Here is a 20827-nt window from a genome sequence, read left to right on the forward strand (position 1 = left end):
GCCGTCACGTCTGGCTCAGACCATGGCCGCGACGACTTCCTCTTCTTTCGGCAATGCGCCACTGGCGAGGTCGAAATGCGCGGTGATCTCACCATCCCGCATGACCAGGATACGGTCCGAGAGCTCAAGCAGCTCCGAGATCGTGTCGCCTACGAAGACGATCGACAGACCTTTCTCTGCCTGCTGCCGGATAACGGCAAACAGATCGTCACGGGCGCCGGGGTCGAGTCCACGGCTGGGGTGGTCGAGGAAGAGAACCTTTAACCGTTTCGCCAAAAGCCACTTCGCCAAGACAGTCTTCTGCTGGTTGCCGCCGCTCAGGCTCGATATCGGCGCATATGGCGTATGCATCTTGACCTTGAGGCGCTGCATCCACTCGAGAGCCGCCGGCCGTTCGCTGCTTCGCCTCAGGATGACCGAGCGCCAGCCATAGTCGAGGCCGAACGTGAGAACTGCGTTCTCGAACAGAGACCGGCTCGGCAGCATGCCCTCCGCCCGGCGGTCAGCCGGCAGATATCCGATACCCTCGCGTACCGCGTTTCGCGGACTGCCCGGGGTCATCGCCCTGCCCTCGATCGCAATCCTTCCGGAATCGATCCGCTCTGCGCCAAAGACGGCTCGGCACAATTCCTCGGCGCCTGAACCGAGCACTCCGGCGATGCCCAGAATCTCGCCGCGGCGAAGTTCGAAACCGACATTGTGGAAATGCTGTCCGCTGCCCAGCTGCTCGATCTTCAGCACCGGCTTGTCATCGGATGCCGCAGGCTTCCGGTTAGATCGCGCGTTGCTCAGCCGCTGACGCCCAACCATCAGCTCGTAGAGCTCATTTCGGTCGACTGAACGGCTGTCACGTTCGGCGACCTTGCGGCCGTCGGTCATCACGACGATCCGGTCGCTGATCTCCAGGACCTCCTCAAGCCGATGCGAGACGAAGACAATCGTCGCATTCCCACGCAACCGGTTTATCTGCTTGAAGAGCAGCTTGATTTCTTCAGGTGTGAGAACCGAGGTCGGCTCATCGAAAAGAACGACCGGAGGGCGATCGACGAGTTCCTCGATCGCGAGAACCTTGGCGAGCTCCACCTGCTGGCGTTCGGCGAAGCGCAATTCCTCGACGAGAGCCTTCACCGGCAACTCGACCGAGATTTTGCGCAGTTGCTCCTCAGCCGCCTTGTTCAGCGCTCCCCACCGGTAGAGACCGTTCTTCATGGCCGGGTGTGGCTTGTCGAGGAAGATATTTTCCGCAACCGTCAGATTCGGAATGAGAGACTGCTCCTGATGAACCATGCCGATGCCGAAGCTGCCGGCGATGGCCGCCGAATCGAGTACAATCGGTTCGCCATCGAGAATGATTTGCCCGTCATCGGGCACTGCCAATCCCGCCAGGATCTTGAGAAGCGTCGACTTGCCCGAGCCATTCTGGCCAATCAATCCGAGAACCTGGCCCGCCGGGATTTCGAGATCGATCCCTTCGAGCGCAACGACGCTGCCATAGGTCTTGCGGACACCTTTGAGAACGAGCGAGCCTGTCATTTTACGACCCTCAGTTTGCGACGGCGATGCCAGCCGCCTGCAGCGACGGCGACTACGATGACCGCGCCGCTGATGATATGACGCGTATAGGGACCTGCGCCGATCTGGATCAGGCCGTTGTTCAGCACCTCAAGCAGAAGGGCGCCCAGTGCGGATTGAACGGCGCCGCCGCGTCCACCCGTCAGAACGGTGCCGCCGAGAACAGCAGCACTGATCGCGGGAAACAGAAGTCCGTTGCCTATATTCGCGTTACCGGTGCTGAGCTGAGCGGAAAGCAGCACGCCGCACATGCCCGCGAGCAGACCGCAAATCGAAAAAGCCGCGATCTTTACCCACCGAATACGCAGGCCGGATGCGACGAGCAGGCCTTCGTCTCCACCGATCGCGTAGATCATGCGGCCTAGCCGCGTGAAATTCAGGACCAGCTGGCTGACGATGATGACGGCGAGCGCGATGTAGACGATAAGGCTCAGATCGAAGATGCGAACGCGGGCTAGGTTGAGAATGAGCGGATCGTTGATCTGTGGCACGCGCGACGGAAAGAGAACGGCGGCAATGCCGAGCCCGACAAACCAGGTTCCGAGCGTCACGATCAGCGACGGCATCTGCAACACCGCATTGAGCACAGCGTTGAAGAAACCGAAGCCGAGGCCGACCGCCAGCGCTGCCAGCAGGCCGACCAGGCCGTAGTCGTTGCCGTTGACGCCGTTCGCGACCAGCAGGGCAACGATCATGCTGGTCGTCGCCATGGTGCCTTCGACCGACAGGTCGATGGAACCCATGATGACGACGAAGCTGATGGCAGCGGCGAGAATGGCTGGAACCGCCGCTGCCTCGATAACGGATTTGAGGTTGTCGATCGTAAAGAAGCTACCGCTGACCAGCTGGAAGCCTACGGACAGCACGATGAGCGCCACGATCGGGCCTGCAAACTGCGTCCATGACGACTTGCTTCTGATTTCGCCAAAAAGCGTCGACGAGCGAGCGCCGGTTTTGGAGTTCATACTGGTAGCGGCGTCCATCGACCCCTCCTCCGATTACTTATTCTCGTTTGCGCCTTCCGGAATCTGGCCTGCAGAGTCCTTCCAAAAATCTTTCTTGATTTCGTCGTAGGTGTATTTCGGCGCGTTCTTCTTGAGATCGAGATACTTGTCGACGTTATCCTTCGTCACGACGTCCTGCTTGATGTAAAAGTCGCGCTGGGCATGCGTCAGCTTTTCCGGGTCGATATCGCCAACAGCAGCGGCATAGGCTAGAGACATCGAAACGGCGCCCTGAAGAACCGGATCGTTCCAGACGGTGGCGAGCATGTCGCCGCTCTTGACCATTTCGAGGCCAATGTTCGACCCATCGGAACCAGTGACCAAAACCTTGCCGTTCAGGCCCTTTTCCTTAAGCGCGGCAACAGCGCCGCGACCCATCGCATCGTTCGATGCAACAATGCCCTGCAGCTGGTCGCCATAACGAGCGAGCCAAGTGCGCGTGATGTTCTGAGCCTTGGTTTCCTGCCAATCACCGACCTGCGTGTCGACGAGCTCAAGCCCCGGGCATTCCTTCAGGCCCTTCTTCAGGCCTGCAATGCGCTGGAATGCCGGCGGCGTCGACGGGACGCCCTCGATGGCTGCAATCTTGCCCTTGCCGTTTAGCGCCTTGCACAGCGCCATGACCTGATAATAGCCGGACATCACGCCGTCGAAGGACGTATGAGCGACCCAGTACTTGGAATCCGTGTCCCAGGGGTGGATGTCCTCGGGCCGATTCCAGATCGTCACGACACGGACCTTCGACTTGGCCGACCGGTTCACGACGGCCTTTACGAAGGCGTTAGACGACGGATCGGTGGCAAGCGCGCACTGATTGCACCCGGCAGAATAGGTCGCGCCGAGCTGCGCCAGCAGCTGATCACCCTGGTAGTTGCTCGTCAGCACGACGGGCTCCTTGCCGAGCGATGCACCGATATCCTTCACACCTTGCAGATACTCGGACCAGTATTCGGAAGCGGTCTCGTCGATGCCGACAATCAGCTTTCCTCCCTTGGCCTCATCGGCATTCGCCGGCACGGCCGGAAGCGTCATGCTGGCGCAGAGTGCCGCTGACGTCAAAAGCCACCGTGCGACGGCTCCGAATTTCAAACGCGCTTTCATGCCATTCTCCTCCTCAGGTTAAATGATGTCTCGCCTTTCCGTTCGCGCCGGGAGTTCATCCGCGATCGCTGACGGCGCGATGTGTTTCGATCAGCAAAGCAGCGTTCTCCGGACGCGCTTCGAGACGGCCGGCCTCAATGTCGTAGGCGACTTCCATCACCCGCTTGTTGACCGGTGCCTCTTGCCCGTGGGCGCGCAGGATGTCGACGACAACACCGTTGACCTCCTGCACTTCCGCCCGGCGCCCCTTGCGCCAGTCCTGCAACGACGTCGTCAGCGTGTCTTCGCGCGAGAAGGTCTTCAGCACCTCCTCGAAGATCTGATCGACATAGCGTTCCGGATGGTTGGTAGTGACCGGCGGCATACCGATAATCGGAATGATCTTGGCGCCGTCGGCCAATGCCGCCTGCATCGCCTCGTAGCCGGCCGCACGCATGACTTCGAGCATGCCGGGGGCACGCGCCGCGTCGTTGAGCGGCAAGTTGATGATGGCTGATGGAATGAGCTCGGCAGCATTAACGACCAGCTTCATCCACTTGGCGGAACGGATATCCTCCATCACCTCGACGGTGCCCGAGTTCCTGAGCAGGTTGGCGACGTCTTCGACGCGCTCCTGCGTCTTCGGATCGAGCGCGCCGAGCGCAAACCAGGACTCGTCATGGTCGTTCTGCCGGTTCGTGATGCCGGGAGTGAACATGTTGGAGGCAATCTCGATGACCGCACCGATGGTGCGCTCGCGCCCCACCACCGCAGCGATATCCTCGTGTGTCATGCCGTTTTGCAGGCCAACGATGAGCCCATCCGGAGCGAGGCAGGGCTCGATAAGCTGACAGGCCCATTTCGTGTCGTAGGCCTTGACGACGAGGAAGACGACATCGAACGGTTCCTTGATCTCGGCGACCTGGCAGAGATGAAGCGCGGGCACCCTCGCATTGATGGTGCGCGCCGGCAGATTGACGGTGATGCCATTCTGGCGGATCGCATTGACGTGGTCCGGCCACTGTTCGATGAAGGTGACGTCCAGTCCGGCCAGTGCAAAGTCTGCGCCGATGGACGCACCCTGGGCTCCGGTGCCAACAAACGCGATTCTGGGGCCTCGCGGGTTATCCCAACTCATAGACTTCTCCTTTTCCGTGGCGCAGCTCGCGCGCCTGGTTTTAAATTCCGTCGCTCGCTCACGCGACGAAATGCACGCTGTTCGATGGCTGCGCGACAAGCCTGCCGCGCTCGATCGATCGGGCGAGTTCGACAACCCGCTGGTTGACAGGGGCGCCCTGGCCCACCTTTCCCAGCGTGGCGACAACATGTCCGTTGATATCGGGGACCTCGCCCCGGCGGCCCTTTCGCCAGTCCTGCAGCACCGTCGTGAGGGTGTCCGGCATCATAAAGGTCCTCAAAACCTCGTCGAAGATTGCATCGACATAGCGCTCGGGGTCATTCGTCGTGGTCGGCGCCATGCCGAGGATCGGAACGATGCTGGCGCCATCGGCCTGAGCTGCGCGCATCGCCTCGTAGCCGGCAGTCCTCATCACGGCTTCCATTCCGGGGACCTTAACAGCCTCGGTAAAAGGCAGATCCAAGATCGCAGAGGGGACCAACTGCGCGGCATTGACGATCAGCTTCATCCACTTGGCAGAGCTGATATCGTCGGACACCTCGACCCGACCGCTCGCACGGAGCAGCTCGGCGATCAGCTCGACGCGGTCTCGGTTGGCAGGATGGAGCGCACCGAGCGCAAACCATGACGTGTCGTGATCGTTCTGCCGGTTCGTGACGCCCGGGATGCACATGTTCGACGCCATGTCGAAGACTGCACCGACAGTTCGCTCGGCGCCAACGACCGCGGCAATCGCATGCTGCGTCATACCGTTCTGGATGCCTACGACGAGCCCATCAGCGGCGAGAACCGGTTCGATCAACCGGCAGGTCCAAGAGGTGTCGTAGGCCTTGACAACGACAAAGATCAGATCGAACCGCTCCCGGATTTCAGCGACTTGGCAAAGATGTTTAGCACAAACGTTTGCATGAATTGAGCGAGTCGGGAGGTTCACCGTGATACCGCGAGCGTTCATGGCGTCAACATGCTCGGGCCACTGCTCGATAAACGTCACATGCAAGCCTGCCTGTATGAAATCCGCACCGATCGAGGCACCTTGGGCGCCTGTCCCGACAAATGCAATTTTCAGATCGCCCCCTGAAGACCAAGCCATTGCGCACTCTCTCCACAATCGGCACCGCACAGTGCCGCTCCATCCGGGTAACATGCTTAAGAGGCGCCGAAGTTAGAGTCAAGAGCAAACGTTTGCTCATTTTGGACAGAAAAATTATGGAGATGCTTCATCGCCCCTATATAAAGCTAATATTTTCAGCCTCTTGGCTGATGCCGTATTGAGCAATCGATTTCCGGATATATGGGAAAAGGACGTGCCGCGCTGGCCGATCTTCCTGCTTAAAAACTACCTATGGTGCGTGACATATGCCAAATGACGCGCTCAGATAGCTGATCTTAGGTTCGCCGAGAGGCTTGAGCATCTAGAACGCTGCTACTTTCGCCGACCAATCTGCACCTTGTGCGCAAAGGTTTGATCGAATATTTTCCCGGGTACACGGGCTAAAAAGCGGGCATCCACATGAGCGAAAATCCAAAGCATCCCGGCAGCAAGCGCCCACGCGCGACGATCGTGGATGTCGCCAAGAGCGCGGGTGTCCACGTCTCGACGGCTTCACGCGCGCTCAGCTCTGGCGCGACGCATCGCATATCCAGCAAGGTGGTGCGAAAAATTGAGAAGGTGGCCGAGGAGCTCGGATACACACGGAATTCGCTGGCCTCGAGCTTGCGCACCCAGAAGACAGGAACCATCGGCCTCATCGTCCCCAATCTGAGCGACCCGCTGTTTTCTCCGATTATCGCCTCCGTGGAAGAACGCGTGGCCAAGGAAGGATATGTTACCTTCGTCGCCAATTCCGATTACAGCGCCGCAAAGCTTCGCTCAATAATCGAGCGCATGAGCGGCCAGTTCGTCGCCGGTCTGGTCGTCGCCAGCTTCGAGTTGAACGACCCCGCCGTCGATCTCTGCCTTGAGTTAGGCATACCAACCGTCGCCGTTCTTCGAGATCCTCGCGATAGCCGCATTTCTTCTGTCTGCATGGACGACGCGGCGGGTGTTCAGGCGATGGTCGAGCATGTTCTTGACCTCGGCCATAAGGATATCACCTATGTCACACCGCCATTGGCGGCCTCAACCGCCCAAAACAGGCTCGCTGGGTTCAACACGGCGATGCGCCTTCCAAAAGCCGCCGACTGCCGCTTCGAAGTCGTCGAAGCCCGCGCCTATGACGTTGCAGAAGGCGAGCGGATCATGGCGCATATGCTAGCGTCCGGGCTCACCAGCACTGCCGTTATGGCGTTCAATGATCTTCTCGCCGTCGGCTGTCTTGCCGCAATGAGGGCAGCTGGCGTCAGCTGTCCGCAGGACATATCGCTGACCGGTGTGAACAACCTGCCCTTCATGAATATGCTCTTTCCTCCGCTGACAACTCTTCATACGGCGGGAGGTGATCTCGGATTCGAAAGCGCCGATCTGCTCATGAGCCTTATCAAGAACGGCTCACAGCCGGTGAAGCGGATCCTGCTGACACCGCACCCAGTCCTCAGGGCCAGCACCGGGCCGGCACCCCGAGCCTCATTGTCGAGCGGTAAAGGCAAGACACCCGCGGTCGTATAGACGCGGCTTGCCCGTCTAGCGTCGACCATCACGTTAGCCGACAACCACCATTGACATCGAGGGTTGCACCAACGAAATAGCTTGCGTCCTCCGTCGAGAGGAAATGGATCGCCGAAGCGATCTCCGTCGTTGCGGCCGGACGGCCCATCGGTATCTTGGCCCATTCGATTTCGCGCATCGCCTCTGCTGAAATTCCGCGCTTCTCTGCCTCGACCGCTAGAGCATTGTAATGCATCGGCGTATCGATATTGCCAGGCGCGACGCAATTTACCCGGATTTCAGGGGCCAGTTCGATCGCAACGCTTTGCGTCAACGAAATCAGCGCCGCCTTGGAAGCACAGTAGGGACTGAAGAACGCGTGCCCTTCCCGCCCCCAGTAACTACCTACGTTGACGATGGATGCATCACCCGCCGCTCGCATCAAAGGCACGGCCGCGCTAATGAACTTTACATTCGCCCGCAGATTGATGTTTTGCACCTTGTCCCAAAGAGACATGTCGATGTTTTCAATGCTGACGGCCGGATGATTGATCGCCGCAATCAGTCCGAGGAAGCGCAGCGGGATGCCTGTCTGTGCTGCCCTCTCGATCACCCGATCGATTTCCGCGTCGCGCTCGAGATTGATCTGAATCCCGATACTGGTCCGACCGAACTCGGAAGACAGCCCCTCTGCTACCTCAACAACTTGCGAAGCACGGTCACACAACAGAAGCGACCAGCCACTTTCGGCAAACCGCCGCGCAGTAGCTCGGCCGACTTCGCCCGACGCGCCGGTTAGAATTGCCAGTTTCGTGTCCGACATAGATTTTTTCCTCCCGATAATCGACGTCGCTGACGATCGTAGAGGAGAGATCGGAAATATGAACGAGAATATTATCCATTTTGGACGCCAATCTTCGAAACCTAGAGTAACCGCCATACGCTTTCCGACAAGTCTTAGCGGCGGTGCCGGAGTTGAATGAGTGCTCTTGAGATCTCATCAGGGGTAAGTAGCGGCCTGCACGGTGGCAGAGTGAGGTTGCTTCTGTAACGGGCTTTCCCGAGTCAATCCCTTATGAGCTCAATCCCTCGCCGAGTGCTTACTTCTGTCCGCAGTCGACGCGGGGTCGCTGCTTTATGAGGTCTGCTAAGGAGCGGTTGGCCAATCTAGAGACGCGCAGTCGACTGGTGCTGCTTCCCTCACTGCGGCCTAATCCATCCATCGTCCCGGCGAAGGGACCTTGCTCGGGGGGCTGATGGTATGGCCCGCCCGAAAGCTTGTCTTGTTACATCCTTTTCACCCTCCTCCTCAGCCGGCCATGGCTGGCGTGGCCTTGCGAGGAATGAAGTCGGTTCCGTCCCTGAGCATGCGGTGCAAAACCACCGCCAGTTTGCGGGCCGGTACAACGCGCGCCTTTCTGGGCCCCGCACGTCTTGCGACCGCCAGCGCCCAAGTCTTAAGATCCGAGCCTTTGACCGGCCGGGTCAAGATGACGTTGGCCGCCTCGTAGAGTGCGGTTCGTACGCCCACATCGCCGATCTTCGAAATGCGACCAGTGTAATCGGTCTCGCCCGATCTTCGGCGTCAATCCGAAGTGCGGCCCCACCGCTCGGGATGATCGGAAACGCTCCGGAGCGTCAACGGCCGACACAAATGTCAACGCCACCAGAAAAGGAATACGACAATGGCAACCATCGGCACCTTTACCTCCACCGAAAACGGCTTCACCGGCTCCATTCGCACTCTCGCCCTCAATGTCAAGGGTCGCATCGCCCGGGTCGAGAATGCTTCCGACAAGGGCCGCAGTTCCGCCTCTATGCCGATAGCGTCGATTATGCTGAGAACGTGCTTATGCAGAGTGTCGGTCGCTGAAGGCCGGATTTGTCGTTGATTTCGGCGGATTCTGCTCCGCATAATCCCGGAGGCTGTGATGGATAGTGCGTCTTAAAATAGGGACGCCTTTGGCCTATGCTGATACCCACGGTCATTTAGGCGAAAGCTGCGAAGTTGGCGGAAAGGAATGATGCTTGGGAGAACATTGCTCGCATTCGACGGCGGTTAGCCGATCTGAATGACGAGCGGATGGTGCTTGAACGTGAGCTGAAGGCGTTTGAGCAGCAGCTGATTTCCGATAGCAAGGCCCACGCAGAGAAGCCGGTCTTCGCCGACGCTCCTGTGACCAACAGCTCGCCGTCGATGGAAAAAGTGGGGTTGTTCCGGCAGCTTTTTGCCGGCCGTCCCGACGTCTTCCCGGTTCGCTGGAACAACAAGAAGGACGGACGCTCCGGCTATTCACCGGCCTGTTCTAATGAGTGGGCGAAAGGAATCTGCGGCAAGCCGAAGGTGAAATGTGGGGACTGCCCGCATCAGGCGTTCATCGCATATTCCGACGATATCATCGAAAAGCACCTTCGTGGCGGCGATGCCCGTTCAAGCGACTTTGTTGCCGGCGTATATCCATTGCTGCAAGACGAAACATGCTGGTTCCTTGCTGCTGACTTCGACAAGGAAAGCTGGGCGGATGATACCAGAGCTTTGCTGGCAACCTGTCGTGCAAAAGGAATTGCCGCAGCCCTCGAACGGTCGAGGTCGGGAAACGGAGGCCATGTCTGGATATTCTTCTCCGAACCCGTTCCCGCGAAGATCGCCCGACAACTTGGTGCCGCGCTGATAACAGAGACGATGGAGAACCGTCCCGAGATCGGCTTTACGTCTTACGACCGTTTCTTTCCCAACCAGGATACGATGCCACTTGGCGGCTTCGGCAATCTGATCGCGCTTCCCCTGCAAAGGAAAGCCCGTGAAAATGGCAACAGCGTTTTTGTCGATGGCGACTTACGACCTTACGATGACCAGTGGGCGTACCTGTCGTCTTTGCCCAGGTTATCGGCGGAAGAAGTCTTCAGGATTGCCGATGAAGCCGAATTGGCGGGACGGGTCTTGGGCGTCCGGATGCCGGTCGATGACGAACATGCCGATGAACCGTGGAAGATGTTGCCGTCACGCAGTAGCGAGCCGCGGCGAATTGAGACTGCGATCCCCCAAAGCATCAAGGTTGTAATCGCCGACCAGGTTTACATCGATAGAACCGAGCTTCCTTCCGCGCTGATTGCGCAGTTCGTGCGCCTGGCAGCATTCCAGAACCCAGAATTCTATCGCGCGCAAGCAATGCGATTGCCGATATTTGGCAAGCCTCGGATCATTTCCTGTGCCGAGCTTCACCCACGCCATGTAGCGCTGCCACGAGGCTGCTTTGACGAAACTGTAGAGCTGATCAGGAGCCATGGCGCGACCACCATTTTGGAGGATCTGCGCGAAGATGGAGAGGTTCTACCCACCGGCGTCTCCTTCCAAGGGGTGCTTCGCCAGCCACAATTGCGGGCCTTTGATGCTCTTGTCGCCAACGATAACGGCGTGCTCGCCGCCACGACCGCCTTCGGCAAGACGGTTGTCGCAGCCGCACTCACAGCACATCGAAGCCGCAATACGCTGGTTCTTGTTCACCGAAGGGAGCTTCTCACCCAATGGGTAGAGCGTCTGAGTTCCTTCCTGAGCATCGACCCAAAGCAGATCGGCATCATCGGTGGCGGGAAAAGGAAGCCGACAGGGATCATCGATGTTGCGCTGATCCAAAGCCTGGTTCGCAATGGCGAGGTCGATGACATCGTCGGCAACTACGGTCATCTGATTGTCGACGAATGCCACCATCTGTCCGCTGCAAGCTTTGAGCTTGTCGCTCGTAGATCCAAGGCGCGATATGTCGTCGGCCTATCAGCGACGGTCGCACGAAAAGACGGACATCATCCCATCATCTTCATGCAATGCGGCCCCGTTCGCCATCGGGTCGATGCAAGAGTTCAAGCTGCCGAGCGTGGTATTCGTCACCGTGCCCGCGACCGTTCGACGAAGTTTGAGTTGCCAGCGTCGCTCGCCTCGGCCGAGCGCCCGTCAATGCCAGCGATCTATGCAGCCCTTGCGCAGGACGAAGGCAGAAACGATCTGATATTCGATGACGTGCTGAAATCCCTTGAGGCCAGACGTTCGCCCATCCTGCTGACGGAGCGGAAGGATCACCTCGATTATCTCCAGCAGAAGTTCTCACCGTTCGTGAAAAATCTGGTGGTGCTGCGCGGTGGCATGTCGGCGAAGGATCGCAAGCAAGCCAACACGGCGTTGAATGTCGCAGACGATGATGAGCGCCTGATACTTGCGATAGGACGCTATATCGGGGAAGGCTTCGATGACCCACGGCTCGACACGTTGTTCCTAACCATGCCGATCGCCTGGAAAGGCACTTTGGCCCAGTATGTCGGACGTCTGCATCGTCAGCATGATGGCAAGCGGGACGTCTTGGTCGTCGATTATGTCGACAGCACCGTTCCGGTGCTGGCCCGGATGGCCGCAAAGCGACGAGTGGGTTATCGCGCGCTGGGCTATGTGATTGAATGAGGGCGCTCCGCTCAAAGCGGGGCGCCGCCTTCCAGTCCCTCGGGATTATGCGGAGCAGAATCCATCGCAACCGCCGGGGAATCCAGCCTTCAGTGAAAAGAACTCCGCATAAGCACGTGCTCGGCATAATCGACATTATGCGGTGCACCGCATAACGTTGAGCTGGGCGCCGCTTGGCAGAAGACCTCCGGTGAGGGCCGCGAGTATCTCTGGGTCAAGCTCGACGATCCGAGCTTCCCGGCCCCGATCTATGCAACGCTCGCCGAGGTGGACGGCGAAGACGGTCTCCAGCTCATGGTCCCGCTCGAACCGGATTGATTGACATCACGAGGCTCCGCCAGCGGCGGGGCCTTTCCCGCTGTCGGATGGCGGTCCGCGATCAACGCACGTCGAACCTGGCGAGCATCTTGCGCAACTGCGCGTTCTGTTCGACGAGCTTCGTTGCAAGCTGACGCCGCAACGTAGCGACCTCCGCATCGAGGTCGGCCATTTCATCCGCGAACGATCTTGGACCGGCAGCGACGGCGGGAGCCTCCTCTAAAGCCGTACCGATCGAGTCCACCGGCTCCACGATCGACGCAACCTTCTTCCGCCGCGTGGGCGCTCCCTTAGTCGTTCCCTTGACAGCCTCGGCTCCCGCGGAAGCAGTTGATGTTTTATCGGCGCGCTGTGCGGTAGTGAGGCTTGCGGGTTCGTCGTCACCGACTGCGACTACAGGAGCTTCTGCCGCAATTGATGCCGCTGTTCCGGCTTCAGTCATAGCGGTATCAGGTTCGGGTCGGCTTGCCTCGACCTGCGCCTCGGAGCCGTCGACTGCCGTCGCGCCGATGCCAGATTGTCCCTCTTCGGGGACAGGCTTGTATTCGAGAGCAATGGTCTTCGCTTCGACTGTTGGGCTCTCGTCACGACTGTGTGGTTTCGGTTTACGCGACACCAGGTCAGCCACAAATCTCCATGGTGTTCTCATCACATGTAACCTTCAAAGCATGGCGGCAGACATTGCCACGGTCATTCATTGTCACCGGGACCTATTGATCCCGACCAATCAGACGAAAGATCGGCGACGCCATCGCATGGAAATACGTGGCGCCGCTCCAAACCAGAAATCAGGCCTTGCCGAGCCGCTTGCGCAGATCTGCATTTTCGGCGCGCAGCTTTTCGGAGAGCTCCTTACGAAGCTGCTTGTTCTCTTCCTCAAGCTTGATGAGGTCGGCGACATCGTCAATGACGTCGGCAGCGGTAGAGACCGGAGCGGGAGCAGCAGCCTTAACGCGGCGCGCGCGAGCGGCTGCCACCTTCGGTGCGGCAACCGCCTTCTCGGCCTTGACCGGAGCCACTTTGGAGCCACGCTTTGCGCGCGTCTTCTTGGCCGGCTTTTCAACGGGTGCAGCAGTAGCATCGACGGTAGTGGCTTCGGCAGCGACTTTCGGCTTCCGTGGCTTGCGTGTCTTCTTCTCAGCGGGGGCTGCGACCGGCTGTTCTGTCGTCGCAGTGGTCTCAATCGTGGTTTCATCGGCCATCAGTGTTCTCCTCTGTCAGGCGGGCAAGCATTTGATTCGTCGTGACTTAAAGTCAATGCGGAGAACCGTGTTTTCGCGTACATTTCGTGTTTGCAGCGCCGCCATGTGCGAATTCCTTTCATTGCCCGACAATGGGCCGGTCCATGCGCGCTCTGTGAGGCACGTCCGACCGAAAAGCTGCTAGCAGTTTCTAATTTAACGTCCTGGATGGTTATCCCGACGGTCGCGCGAGCTTTAGCTGTTCAGCGGCACCATTCCTCTATCGCCAAAGCAATCGCTTTGGTGCAATCGATGAGATCGCGGACCGAGACGTGTTCATTCGGCTGATGCGACAGTGCCGGATCGCCGGGCCCGAAGTTCACGGTCGGCGTGTTGCCGAGCCCCGTGGGCAGACCGATATCGCTATGCGCGCCGAAGCCGGAAAGAACCGGATTTAGATCGGCTGCTTTTACAGCATTCTGGAAGACGCCGACGAAGGGACTATCGGCCGGGATTTCGGCGCAATCGGCGTCGAGAATCCATTCCACCCGCGCCGGATGCTCACGCAGATAGGGATCCGCCTGGCAGACATGCCGAACATGTTCTTCGATCTCACGCTTGACCTTGCCGCCGAGACCGAGTTCGTCCTTCTCGCTCGGAAGATATTGTGCGTCGATGATGATCTCCGCGCGGCCGGCCATGGACGACGGATGCTCGCCCGCCGACATCTGCGTGACGATGATCTGGTTCGGCAGATCCATCAACGGATGGTTCTTCTTCGGATCGAACATCCAGCGCCGATTGAGAATGTCGATACCGTCGAGCATCTGGCGGCAAAGCTGGATGGCGTCGACCGGACCGCTGGAGTACCAGGCATTCGGCGTCAGCTCCGCATGGCCGCCGATTCCGTCGATGATGATCTTGCCCCAGAGGATGCCGTGGCACAGCGGCGCGATCTTGTTGGCGGTCGGCTCGGTCATGATGCCGGCGTCTGCCTTGAAGCCGCGATCGACCATGGCAAGCGAGCCCATCCCGCCGATTTCCTCGTCGACAACGGTCGTAAAGACGATGTCGCCCGAAAGCGGCACCTTCAGCTCCTTCAGGATCTCGACCGCCATCAGCATGCAGGCAACGCCGCCCTTCATGTCGACCGTACCGCGACCGTGTAGGAAACCGTCTTTCAGGACGGGGTCGAAGGGATCGGTCGCCCAGTGATCGATGGCGCCCGGCGGGACGACGTCGATATGCCCGGTCAGCATGATCGAGCGGCCTCCCCCGCCGCCGGCAAGCGTACCGCCGAGATTGGGGCGGCCTTCGAAGGTGCGACCCTTGTTTGCGCCCGGCCGGCCTTCATACTTGGCATAGAGCGCCGGACCGTCCGGATCCCACAAATCGGTCGTGAAGCCGAGCGCCTCCAGGCGCTTCTGCAGATAGAGCTGGCAGTCGCGCTCGCCGGGCCCGGCCTCCTTCGGGTTCGATTTCACGACCGAAGGGAAGCGGACGAGGTCGCTCAAGGTCGCGACGATCTGGTCCGAGCGCGCTTCGACGAGCTCGGCGATGGTCTGTTGCAGTGAGGTCATGTTTTATCTCCAGCGTTGAGAAAGGCGTTCGGCAAGCAGGACGAAAATCAGCAGGCAGCCGACGATGCCGACCTCCCAGATAGTGTTGACGCCAAGCTGCAAAAGGCTTGTCTGCAGGGTGACGAGCAGGATCACGGCTGCGAGGACGCCGCCGACGCCGCCGCGTCCCCCCGTGACAAGGATGCCGCCGAGCATGGCCGCGGTCAGCGATTCCAGTTCGAGATTCTGGCCGATATTCGGACGGCCGCTGCCGAGCCAGGCGATCGAGACGAGGCTGGCGCCGCCGCAGAGCAGTCCGCTCGCCGCATAGATGATTATGCGTGCGCGATCGACCGCGATGCCGGTCAGCCGCGCGGACCGTTCGTTGAAGCCCATCGCGTAGATCCATCGGCCCCAGGCGGTGGCGTTGAGAAGGATCGCCGTTAAGATGAAGGCCGGTAGCGCGATGGTCAGGAACGGCAAAGGGAAGCCGCCCACGACGCCCCGCCCCCAGGTCAGCAGCCAGTCCGGCACACCCGACTGGGCAGCACCGCCCGTTACGGCCAGCGCCAGGCCGGAATAGATGAAGAAGGTGCCAAGCGTTGCAATCAGCGGCAGGATGGCAAGCCGCGTGACGAGCCAGCCATTGATCCATCCGAGAAGCGTCCCGGACACAAGGCAAAGGATGGGCAGCAGCGCCGGCGGCAGGCCAAGCCGCGTAAGCATCAGACCGGCGACCGCCGTCAGCGACACGATGCCCCCGACCGAGAGATCGATGCCGGCGCCCCCGGCAAGCACGACAAGCGCCTGACCCAGCGATGCGAGCGCCAGGATGGTCGAGAATTGCAGCACGGTGGTGACCGTCGACGCATTGAACGTCGATGGCTGCAAGACGGCGACCCCGGCCACGAGGACGATCCATAAAGCCACAAGGATGGCGAGGATGAGATGGGTACCTTGCAAGGTGCGTCGCTTCTTCATCACTTCGCCCACTTGATATCGGAGAATTTCAGTCGATGGGCCATGACCTCGAAGGCAAGCGTCCCGATGAGGAGAGCGCCGGTCACCACCGGCTGCCATAGCGAGGGCACACCGATCAGCAGCAGCCCGTTCTGCAATATGCGCAGCAGCAATACACCGAACACCGTGCCGACGAGGCTGCATTTGCCGCCGAGGATGCTGGTTCCGCCGAGCACGACGGCAGCGACCGCATCCAGCGCCAGATTACTGCCGATCGACATTTCCACATTGCGGTAGGTGCCGACATAGAAGGTGGCGGCAAGCCCGGTTAGTGCGCCGGCGATGACGAAGACGGCGCAACGGACCTTGACGACCGCGATGCCCGAAAGCCGCGCTTTGTCTTCCGAATTGCCGATCGCCAGCAGATGCAGCCCGAAGGGTGTCCGGCGCAGCACCAGCCAAATGACCAGATAAGCAAGCACGATGACGATCACATTCAGTGGTAGGCCCGCGAGCGAGACGGACAGGAGGTCCGTCAGAGATTTCGGCAAGCCTGAGAGCCACTGGCCGCCCAGAAGCACGAATATGCCGGTGCGATAGACGCCGAGCAAGCCGAGCGTGCCGACGATCGCCGGAATGCGGCCGAGCACGACCACCGAGGCCGTGACCAGCCCCAGCAAGGCGCCGACAACTGGCCCCGAGAGGGCGACGACGAGAGGCGGAAATCCGGCGCCGAGGCCGCGGCCAATGGCGATCGCGGCGAGGCCCATGACGACACCGATGGAAACATCGATGCCGCCGATGGCAAGGATCAACGTCATCCCCAGTCCCGACAGCAGCAATTCCACGCTGTTGCGCAGAATTGTGCCGGCGTTCGCGACGGATGCGAAATAGGGCGATGCGAGAGAGAAGATGGCTACCGCCACGAGGATCGCTGCGAGCAAGCACCACTCCCGGGCACTCATGGACGAATTGCTACCGATCAGACGTCGCATCGCTCTGCTCAGAAGTTGAACTTGTCGACGTTGTCAGCGGTAAAGACGGCCGGTGGTCCCAGCAGAAGGATGCCCTTCTTGGCGTCATAGGAGACCGGCTGGTCGAAGCTCGGAACCTTGTTTTCGGCCTCGAACGACTTGCCGTCGACAAGCTGCTTGCCGGCCCAGACCGTCAAGTAGCCGAGCTTTTCCGGATCCCAGAGGACAGTGAAGCCGAATGCGCCGCTCTTCAGGTAGCTGCGGGCGGTATTCGGGCTGCAATAGCCGGTGCCGATGACGGAACCGATCTTGCCGGCGGTCTCGATCGCCTGGGCGACGCCCGGGCATGTCGAGGAAGCGACGCCGATGATTGCCTTCAGATCGGGATTTGCCGTCATCATGTCGCCGGTAATCTGGGCGGCGCGCTCGGCAGTTCCGCCGGCAAATTGCGGCGCCAGGAGCGTCAGCTTCGGATATTTGGTCTTGGCTTCTTCCTGCATGAAGCCGATCCATGCATTCAGGTTGGATGCCGTCGCCTCGCCCGAGACGATGCCGATCTTGGCATCCGGTCCGACCCGCTTGACGAGTTCGTCGATGATGGTGCTGCCGAGACCCTGATCGGTCGCCTGGGCGACATAGACGGCGCGGCCGCTATCAGGTGCGTCGCTGTCGCTGGTGAAGAGCTTGATCTTCTTCGCTTCGGCCGCCTTGACGACGGGGGCGATGCTCGATGCATCGAGCACGCTGACGGAAATGGCGTTGACGCCCTTGTCGATCAGGCTCTGGACGATCTGCAGCTGATCGACCGGATTGGTGTCGACAGGGCCGGTATAGACGAAATCGACGCCGAGATCCTTGGCGGCGCGATTTCCGCCATCCTGCATGGCGTTGAAATAAGGAATGCCGACAAGCTGGGGCACGAACGCGACCTTGGGCTTGTCCGCTGCGAAAGCGGCAGTAGCGGTAACGAACATGAAGGCTGAAATCGTCAGCGCCTTAGTGATGCGATTGAACATGGTTTCTGATCCTCTGGAAGTGACGCGCATTTTTCAGTTTGTTTTTTCAAGCGCCCGCACGTCGGGATGGGCGCCTGTTATGAGGGAGACGATCTCTTCGGGATCGGTGGCATCGCGTCTGCGTTCCGCAACCTTGCGGCCACGGCGGAAGACGACCATGCGGTCGGCGACTTCGAAGACATCGGAAATGTTGTGGCTGATGATGACGACGGCACAGCCGCGCTCGGCGAGTTTGCGTGTCAGCGACAGCACCTTGCGTGTTTCGGCGACGGCAAGGGCTGCCGTCGGTTCGTCCATGATGACCAGCTTGGCATTGAGGTTCAGCGCCCGGCAGATGGCGACCGCTTGGCGCTGCCCACCCGACAGACTGCCGACGGCGGCATTCGGGTCGGAAATATGCGCGTCCAGTTCGTCGATCAGATTGTCGACGCGCTGGCGCATTTCCCGGCGGCGCAGAAAGGGAATGCCGAGCACGGACCGCTTCAGCTCTCGTCCGAGAAAGACGTTCTCGGCGATCGAAAGATTTTCCGAAAGGGCGAGCTCCTGGAAGATCGTTGCGATCCCGGCCGTGGCGGCGTCCTTCGGCGAGGAGAATCTGACGGGTTTTCCCTCGATCAGGAGTTCGCCGCTCGTCGGCGCATGCGCACCGGCCAGTACCTTGACGAAGGTCGACTTGCCGGCGCCGTTGTCGCCGAGCAGTGCCAGCACCTCGCCCGCGTGGATATCCACGTTGACGTCAGCCAGAGCGGTCAATCCGCCGAAGCGCTTGCCTATTCCAGCGGCTCTCACGAGAGGATCTGTCATGTCGGTGTGCTCCTTTCGTCCTCTAGATCGACTTCGCGGCCCAGCGCAGGATGTTGAGCCAAAGCGTCGCGTAGCCCGGCCACGCGACGAAGCTGTTCGGCAGCCAGTGCGGTCCGATGTCGGACGTCCAGGCGACCGTGCGGCCCGCGCCACAGGAGCCCGTGACCAGAAGCGGATGCGAGCCTTCGTCGTGCGGCAAGGTTGCCAGCACCTCGACGTCGGCACCGTCCTTGGCGACGACCTCGTTGGCACCGAGCAGCAGCGGCCATTCGCCATCGACACCGGAAAGGATGGGATGCGACTTGGCCGTCACGACCGCCTTGAAGCCTTCCGGCACTTCGAGCCGGTCGTCGTAGGGTAGGCAGGTGACCGGGAGCGCCTCTTCGACCGGTGTGCGGCGCCAGCGCGCCTTGCCGTCGATGCCTTGGAAAGAGAAATAGCCGCCCGCCATGACCAGGCCGCCACCTTTCTTCGTCCATTCGCGGAGGAGCTTCAGGCGATTGGGAACCGGCTTGCCGTTCAGCCAGACATCCGGCGGCAGCAGCAGCGAATTAGCGCCGATATCGGAAAGGATGATTGCGTCATAGGAAGACAGGCCATCCATTGTGTAGGGGAATTTCTCCACGGCCTCATGCGCGGGCATGTAGTCGATCTCGAATTCGCTTCCCTTTAGGGCAGCGACGAGCGGTTCGGCACCGAGATGGAAGGTGACGCTGCCGAACTGGTCGAAACCCTTGTAATGGGTCGCGGAACTTACCCAGCTCTCGCCGACCAGCAGCACTTTCTTCGTCATGAACCTCTCCTTGTCCTTCAATAGTCCGGGGTCAGCCCCGATTTAGATCGCCCGGCGTACTTCGACGGCGGACAGCAATTCCTTCAATTGAGCGGCATTGGCCGTGTGCCCCTGTGCACCTTCGGCAGTCGTCGTCAGGCTGGCGCCGATGGCCGCATGCCGCGCCGCCTCTTCCAGCGAAGCGCCGTGCAGCCAGAGGCTCAGGAACACACCGGCGAAGGCGTCGCCGGCGCCGGTCGCATCGACGCGGTCGACCGGCAGCGCGGGCACTTCGATTTGCGTCCCACTGCCCTTGCGAAACACGACGGCGCCGAATTCGCCGAGCGTCAGGACGATGTCGCCACGTGGCTTGATGCGCGAAAAGATGCGGCGAGCTTCTTCGATCATCGAGGCGAGCGGCGTGCGGATATTGAAGATTTCGCGCAGCGTCTCGTCGTTGACGAAGGTCAGGTCGATGCGCCCCACGAGGTTCGCGAATGCCTCCGGCGTGCGGGACCCATCCGGCAGCCCGGCCGTGTGGAGGCTGACGCGCCAACCGGCGTCGCGGAAACGCTGGATCGAAGGGATCATGCGCTCGTAGTGGAATCCTTCGATATGAAGGCAGGAGGCAACCTCGGGCGTCTCGACATCCATGTTGGCGGTCAGATCGATTTCGCTGAGCTCGAAAGTTTCGTGAATGATCGTGCGGCTACCATTGCCCTCGATGATGACGATCGCGCGCGGCAATCGGTTGTTGATCGGCCGGCGGATCGGCAACACGTTGACGCCGCGCGTCATGAGTTCGGCTAATGCCCATTCGCTGTCACCATCGTCGCCGACAGCGGTCGCGAGATCGACTTGCAGGGAATATTCGTCGCCGACACCGGCCGCGGCCACCGCAAGATTGGCAGCCGGACCGCCGAGAGCCTTCTCGATATGGCGAGCGGCCACCCGATCGTCGCGATGCGGTAGAACGGGTACCCGGCATAGGTAATCTACACATATGTGTCCGACGACCAAAAGCCTTGGCAATGAGCGCGTTGACTCCATCCTCTCGGCAACACGAAGAGGCAACGCCCTCGCAAAAAGACTCGGTCTGTAAGCTAGCTTTTGAATTGCTTGCTGGATCTTCTCACCCGTTTCGGGTCGAACCGGAACGTTGCCATTCAGAAAATTCGAGACGGTGCCAACAGATACACCCGCGGCACGAGCAACGTCACTAATTGTAGGGCGACCGTTCCGCATACGCAGCTACTTCTCCATTGAAGCGTTTCAACGGTACAAGTGGCGCATTAGGTCGTCAAAAGAAAAAAATACTAGCAACGGCGGCAGAACGGGAGATATGGTCCCGCATGTTGCGAATATAGAAACCGCTTTCCAATGTTTGCTGTCATTGAAATCATTTCAATTGT

17 protein-coding genes and 3 pseudogenes are annotated in these 20827 nt (G+C 60.0%); 4 read left to right on the forward strand and 16 right to left on the reverse strand.

The window, feature by feature from the left end:
• Positions 1-15 precede the first annotated feature (15 nt).
• From PH552_RS30460 to PH552_RS30480, 5 genes are read right to left on the reverse strand one after another with little or no spacing between them, the layout of a single operon-like run.
• Entirely contained in the window at positions 16-1533 is a 1518-nt protein-coding gene (locus PH552_RS30460) for a sugar ABC transporter ATP-binding protein (RefSeq protein WP_113250200.1), read from the reverse strand.
• Positions 1530-2555: an ABC transporter permease gene (locus tag PH552_RS30465; protein WP_113250201.1), complete on the reverse strand. Its 1026-nt coding sequence runs from the start codon at positions 2553-2555 to the stop codon at positions 1530-1532. Before PH552_RS30465 ends, PH552_RS30460 begins: the two co-directional genes overlap by 4 nt.
• Before the next feature lie 15 nt (positions 2556-2570).
• Entirely contained in the window at positions 2571-3677 is a 1107-nt protein-coding gene (locus PH552_RS30470; RefSeq protein WP_285166522.1) for a sugar ABC transporter substrate-binding protein, read from the reverse strand.
• A 55-nt stretch (positions 3678-3732) separates the two neighbouring features.
• Positions 3733-4794, reverse strand: coding sequence for a ketopantoate reductase family protein (locus PH552_RS30475; protein ID WP_113250202.1), 1062 nt, complete (start codon positions 4792-4794; stop codon positions 3733-3735).
• Between the two features lie 58 nt (positions 4795-4852).
• Positions 4853-5941 (reverse strand): ketopantoate reductase family protein, encoded by a 1089-nt coding sequence (locus PH552_RS30480; protein ID WP_350223720.1) that lies wholly within the window; start codon positions 5939-5941, stop codon positions 4853-4855.
• Between the two features lie 366 nt (positions 5942-6307).
• Between PH552_RS30480 and PH552_RS30485 the strand changes: the two genes are divergently transcribed.
• The gene (locus PH552_RS30485; protein WP_113250204.1) at positions 6308-7402 is read left to right on the forward strand and encodes a LacI family DNA-binding transcriptional regulator; all 1095 of its coding nucleotides are present in this window, start codon (positions 6308-6310) and stop codon (positions 7400-7402) included.
• 28 nt (positions 7403-7430) lie between these two features.
• On the opposite strand, the gene PH552_RS30490 is transcribed toward PH552_RS30485, so the two are convergent.
• Together PH552_RS30490 and PH552_RS30495 are read right to left on the reverse strand one after the other, a co-directional pair.
• On the reverse strand, positions 7431-8204 hold the full coding sequence (locus tag PH552_RS30490) for an SDR family NAD(P)-dependent oxidoreductase (protein ID WP_162736989.1): 774 nt from the start codon (positions 8202-8204) through the stop codon (positions 7431-7433).
• Positions 8205-8690: 486 nt separating this feature from the next.
• Positions 8691-9051 (reverse strand): annotated as a pseudogene (locus PH552_RS30495) (transposase); the annotation flags it as partial.
• Between the two features lie 15 nt (positions 9052-9066).
• Between PH552_RS30495 and PH552_RS30500 the strand changes: the two are divergent.
• The 3 genes and pseudogenes from PH552_RS30500 to PH552_RS30510 form a co-directional block, all read left to right on the forward strand.
• Positions 9067-9215: pseudogene (locus PH552_RS30500) on the forward strand (DUF736 family protein); the annotation flags it as partial.
• Positions 9216-9464: 249 nt separating this feature from the next.
• Positions 9465-11831: a TOTE conflict system archaeo-eukaryotic primase domain-containing protein gene (locus PH552_RS30505; RefSeq protein ID WP_285166523.1), complete on the forward strand. Its 2367-nt coding sequence runs from the start codon at positions 9465-9467 to the stop codon at positions 11829-11831.
• Positions 11832-11984: 153 nt separating this feature from the next.
• Positions 11985-12153, forward strand: a pseudogene (locus PH552_RS30510) (DUF736 domain-containing protein); the annotation flags it as partial.
• Positions 12154-12210: 57 nt separating this feature from the next.
• On the opposite strand, the gene PH552_RS30515 reads toward PH552_RS30510, so the two are convergent.
• The 9 genes from PH552_RS30515 to PH552_RS30555 form a co-directional block, all read right to left on the reverse strand.
• Complete coding sequence (locus PH552_RS30515; protein ID WP_113250207.1) at positions 12211-12777, reverse strand: hypothetical protein; 567 nt, start codon at positions 12775-12777, stop codon at positions 12211-12213.
• Between the two features lie 160 nt (positions 12778-12937).
• A complete protein-coding gene (locus tag PH552_RS30520) occupies positions 12938-13351 on the reverse strand; it encodes a hypothetical protein (protein ID WP_113250208.1) in 414 nt (137 codons plus the stop codon).
• Between the two features lie 242 nt (positions 13352-13593).
• Entirely contained in the window at positions 13594-14910 is a 1317-nt protein-coding gene (locus tag PH552_RS30525) for a M20 family metallopeptidase (protein ID WP_113250209.1), read from the reverse strand.
• Positions 14911-14913: 3 nt separating this feature from the next.
• Positions 14914-15870, reverse strand: a complete 957-nt coding sequence (locus PH552_RS30530) for an ABC transporter permease (protein WP_113250210.1) — start codon at positions 15868-15870, stop codon at positions 14914-14916.
• Positions 15870-16793, reverse strand: a complete 924-nt coding sequence (locus PH552_RS30535; RefSeq protein WP_285166525.1) for an ABC transporter permease — start codon at positions 16791-16793, stop codon at positions 15870-15872. The genes PH552_RS30530 and PH552_RS30535 overlap by 1 nt, the downstream gene beginning before the upstream one ends.
• Positions 16794-16852: 59 nt before the next feature.
• The gene (locus PH552_RS30540; protein WP_113250211.1) at positions 16853-17839 is read right to left on the reverse strand and encodes an autoinducer 2 ABC transporter substrate-binding protein; all 987 of its coding nucleotides are present in this window, start codon (positions 17837-17839) and stop codon (positions 16853-16855) included.
• 33 nt (positions 17840-17872) lie between these two features.
• Positions 17873-18643, reverse strand: a complete 771-nt coding sequence (locus PH552_RS30545; protein ID WP_113250212.1) for an ATP-binding cassette domain-containing protein — start codon at positions 18641-18643, stop codon at positions 17873-17875.
• Positions 18644-18665: 22 nt separating this feature from the next.
• Positions 18666-19436 carry a glutamine amidotransferase gene (locus PH552_RS30550; protein WP_113250213.1) on the reverse strand — a complete coding sequence of 257 codons (771 nt, stop codon included), beginning with the start codon at positions 19434-19436 and terminating at the stop codon, positions 18666-18668.
• 42 nt (positions 19437-19478) lie between these two features.
• Positions 19479-20660, reverse strand: coding sequence for a carbohydrate kinase family protein (locus PH552_RS30555; RefSeq protein ID WP_113250214.1), 1182 nt, complete (start codon positions 20658-20660; stop codon positions 19479-19481).
• Positions 20661-20827: the final 167 nt, after the last annotated feature.

Source organism: Rhizobium aureum (genome assembly GCF_030182495.1).
GTDB lineage: Bacteria > Pseudomonadota > Alphaproteobacteria > Rhizobiales > Rhizobiaceae > Rhizobium > Rhizobium tropici_C.

Bases quoted from the DNA above. Each gene is read 5' to 3' on its own strand.
- PH552_RS30460 (WP_113250200.1), bottom strand. From the start codon at position 1,533: ATGACAGGCTCGCTCGTTCTCAAAGGTGTCCGCAAGACCTATGGCAGC.
- PH552_RS30530 (WP_113250210.1), bottom strand. From the start codon at position 15,870: ATGAAGAAGCGACGCACCTTGCAAGGTACCCATCTCATCCTCGCCATC.
- PH552_RS30540 (WP_113250211.1), bottom strand. From the start codon at position 17,839: ATGTTCAATCGCATCACTAAGGCGCTGACGATTTCAGCCTTCATGTTC.
- PH552_RS30545 (WP_113250212.1), bottom strand. From the start codon at position 18,643: ATGACAGATCCTCTCGTGAGAGCCGCTGGAATAGGCAAGCGCTTCGGC.
- PH552_RS30550 (WP_113250213.1), bottom strand. From the start codon at position 19,436: ATGACGAAGAAAGTGCTGCTGGTCGGCGAGAGCTGGGTAAGTTCCGCG.
- PH552_RS30485 (WP_113250204.1), top strand. From the start codon at position 6,308: ATGAGCGAAAATCCAAAGCATCCCGGCAGCAAGCGCCCACGCGCGACG.
- PH552_RS30465 (WP_113250201.1), bottom strand. From the start codon at position 2,555: ATGGACGCCGCTACCAGTATGAACTCCAAAACCGGCGCTCGCTCGTCG.
- PH552_RS30520 (WP_113250208.1), bottom strand. From the start codon at position 13,351: ATGGCCGATGAAACCACGATTGAGACCACTGCGACGACAGAACAGCCG.
- PH552_RS30555 (WP_113250214.1), bottom strand. From the start codon at position 20,660: ATGCGGAACGGTCGCCCTACAATTAGTGACGTTGCTCGTGCCGCGGGT.
- PH552_RS30505 (WP_285166523.1), top strand. From the start codon at position 9,465: ATGGTGCTTGAACGTGAGCTGAAGGCGTTTGAGCAGCAGCTGATTTCC.
- PH552_RS30490 (WP_162736989.1), bottom strand. From the start codon at position 8,204: ATGTCGGACACGAAACTGGCAATTCTAACCGGCGCGTCGGGCGAAGTC.
- PH552_RS30525 (WP_113250209.1), bottom strand. From the start codon at position 14,910: ATGACCTCACTGCAACAGACCATCGCCGAGCTCGTCGAAGCGCGCTCG.
- PH552_RS30480 (WP_350223720.1), bottom strand. From the start codon at position 5,941: ATGTTACCCGGATGGAGCGGCACTGTGCGGTGCCGATTGTGGAGAGAG.
- PH552_RS30475 (WP_113250202.1), bottom strand. From the start codon at position 4,794: ATGAGTTGGGATAACCCGCGAGGCCCCAGAATCGCGTTTGTTGGCACC.
- PH552_RS30470 (WP_285166522.1), bottom strand. From the start codon at position 3,677: ATGAAAGCGCGTTTGAAATTCGGAGCCGTCGCACGGTGGCTTTTGACG.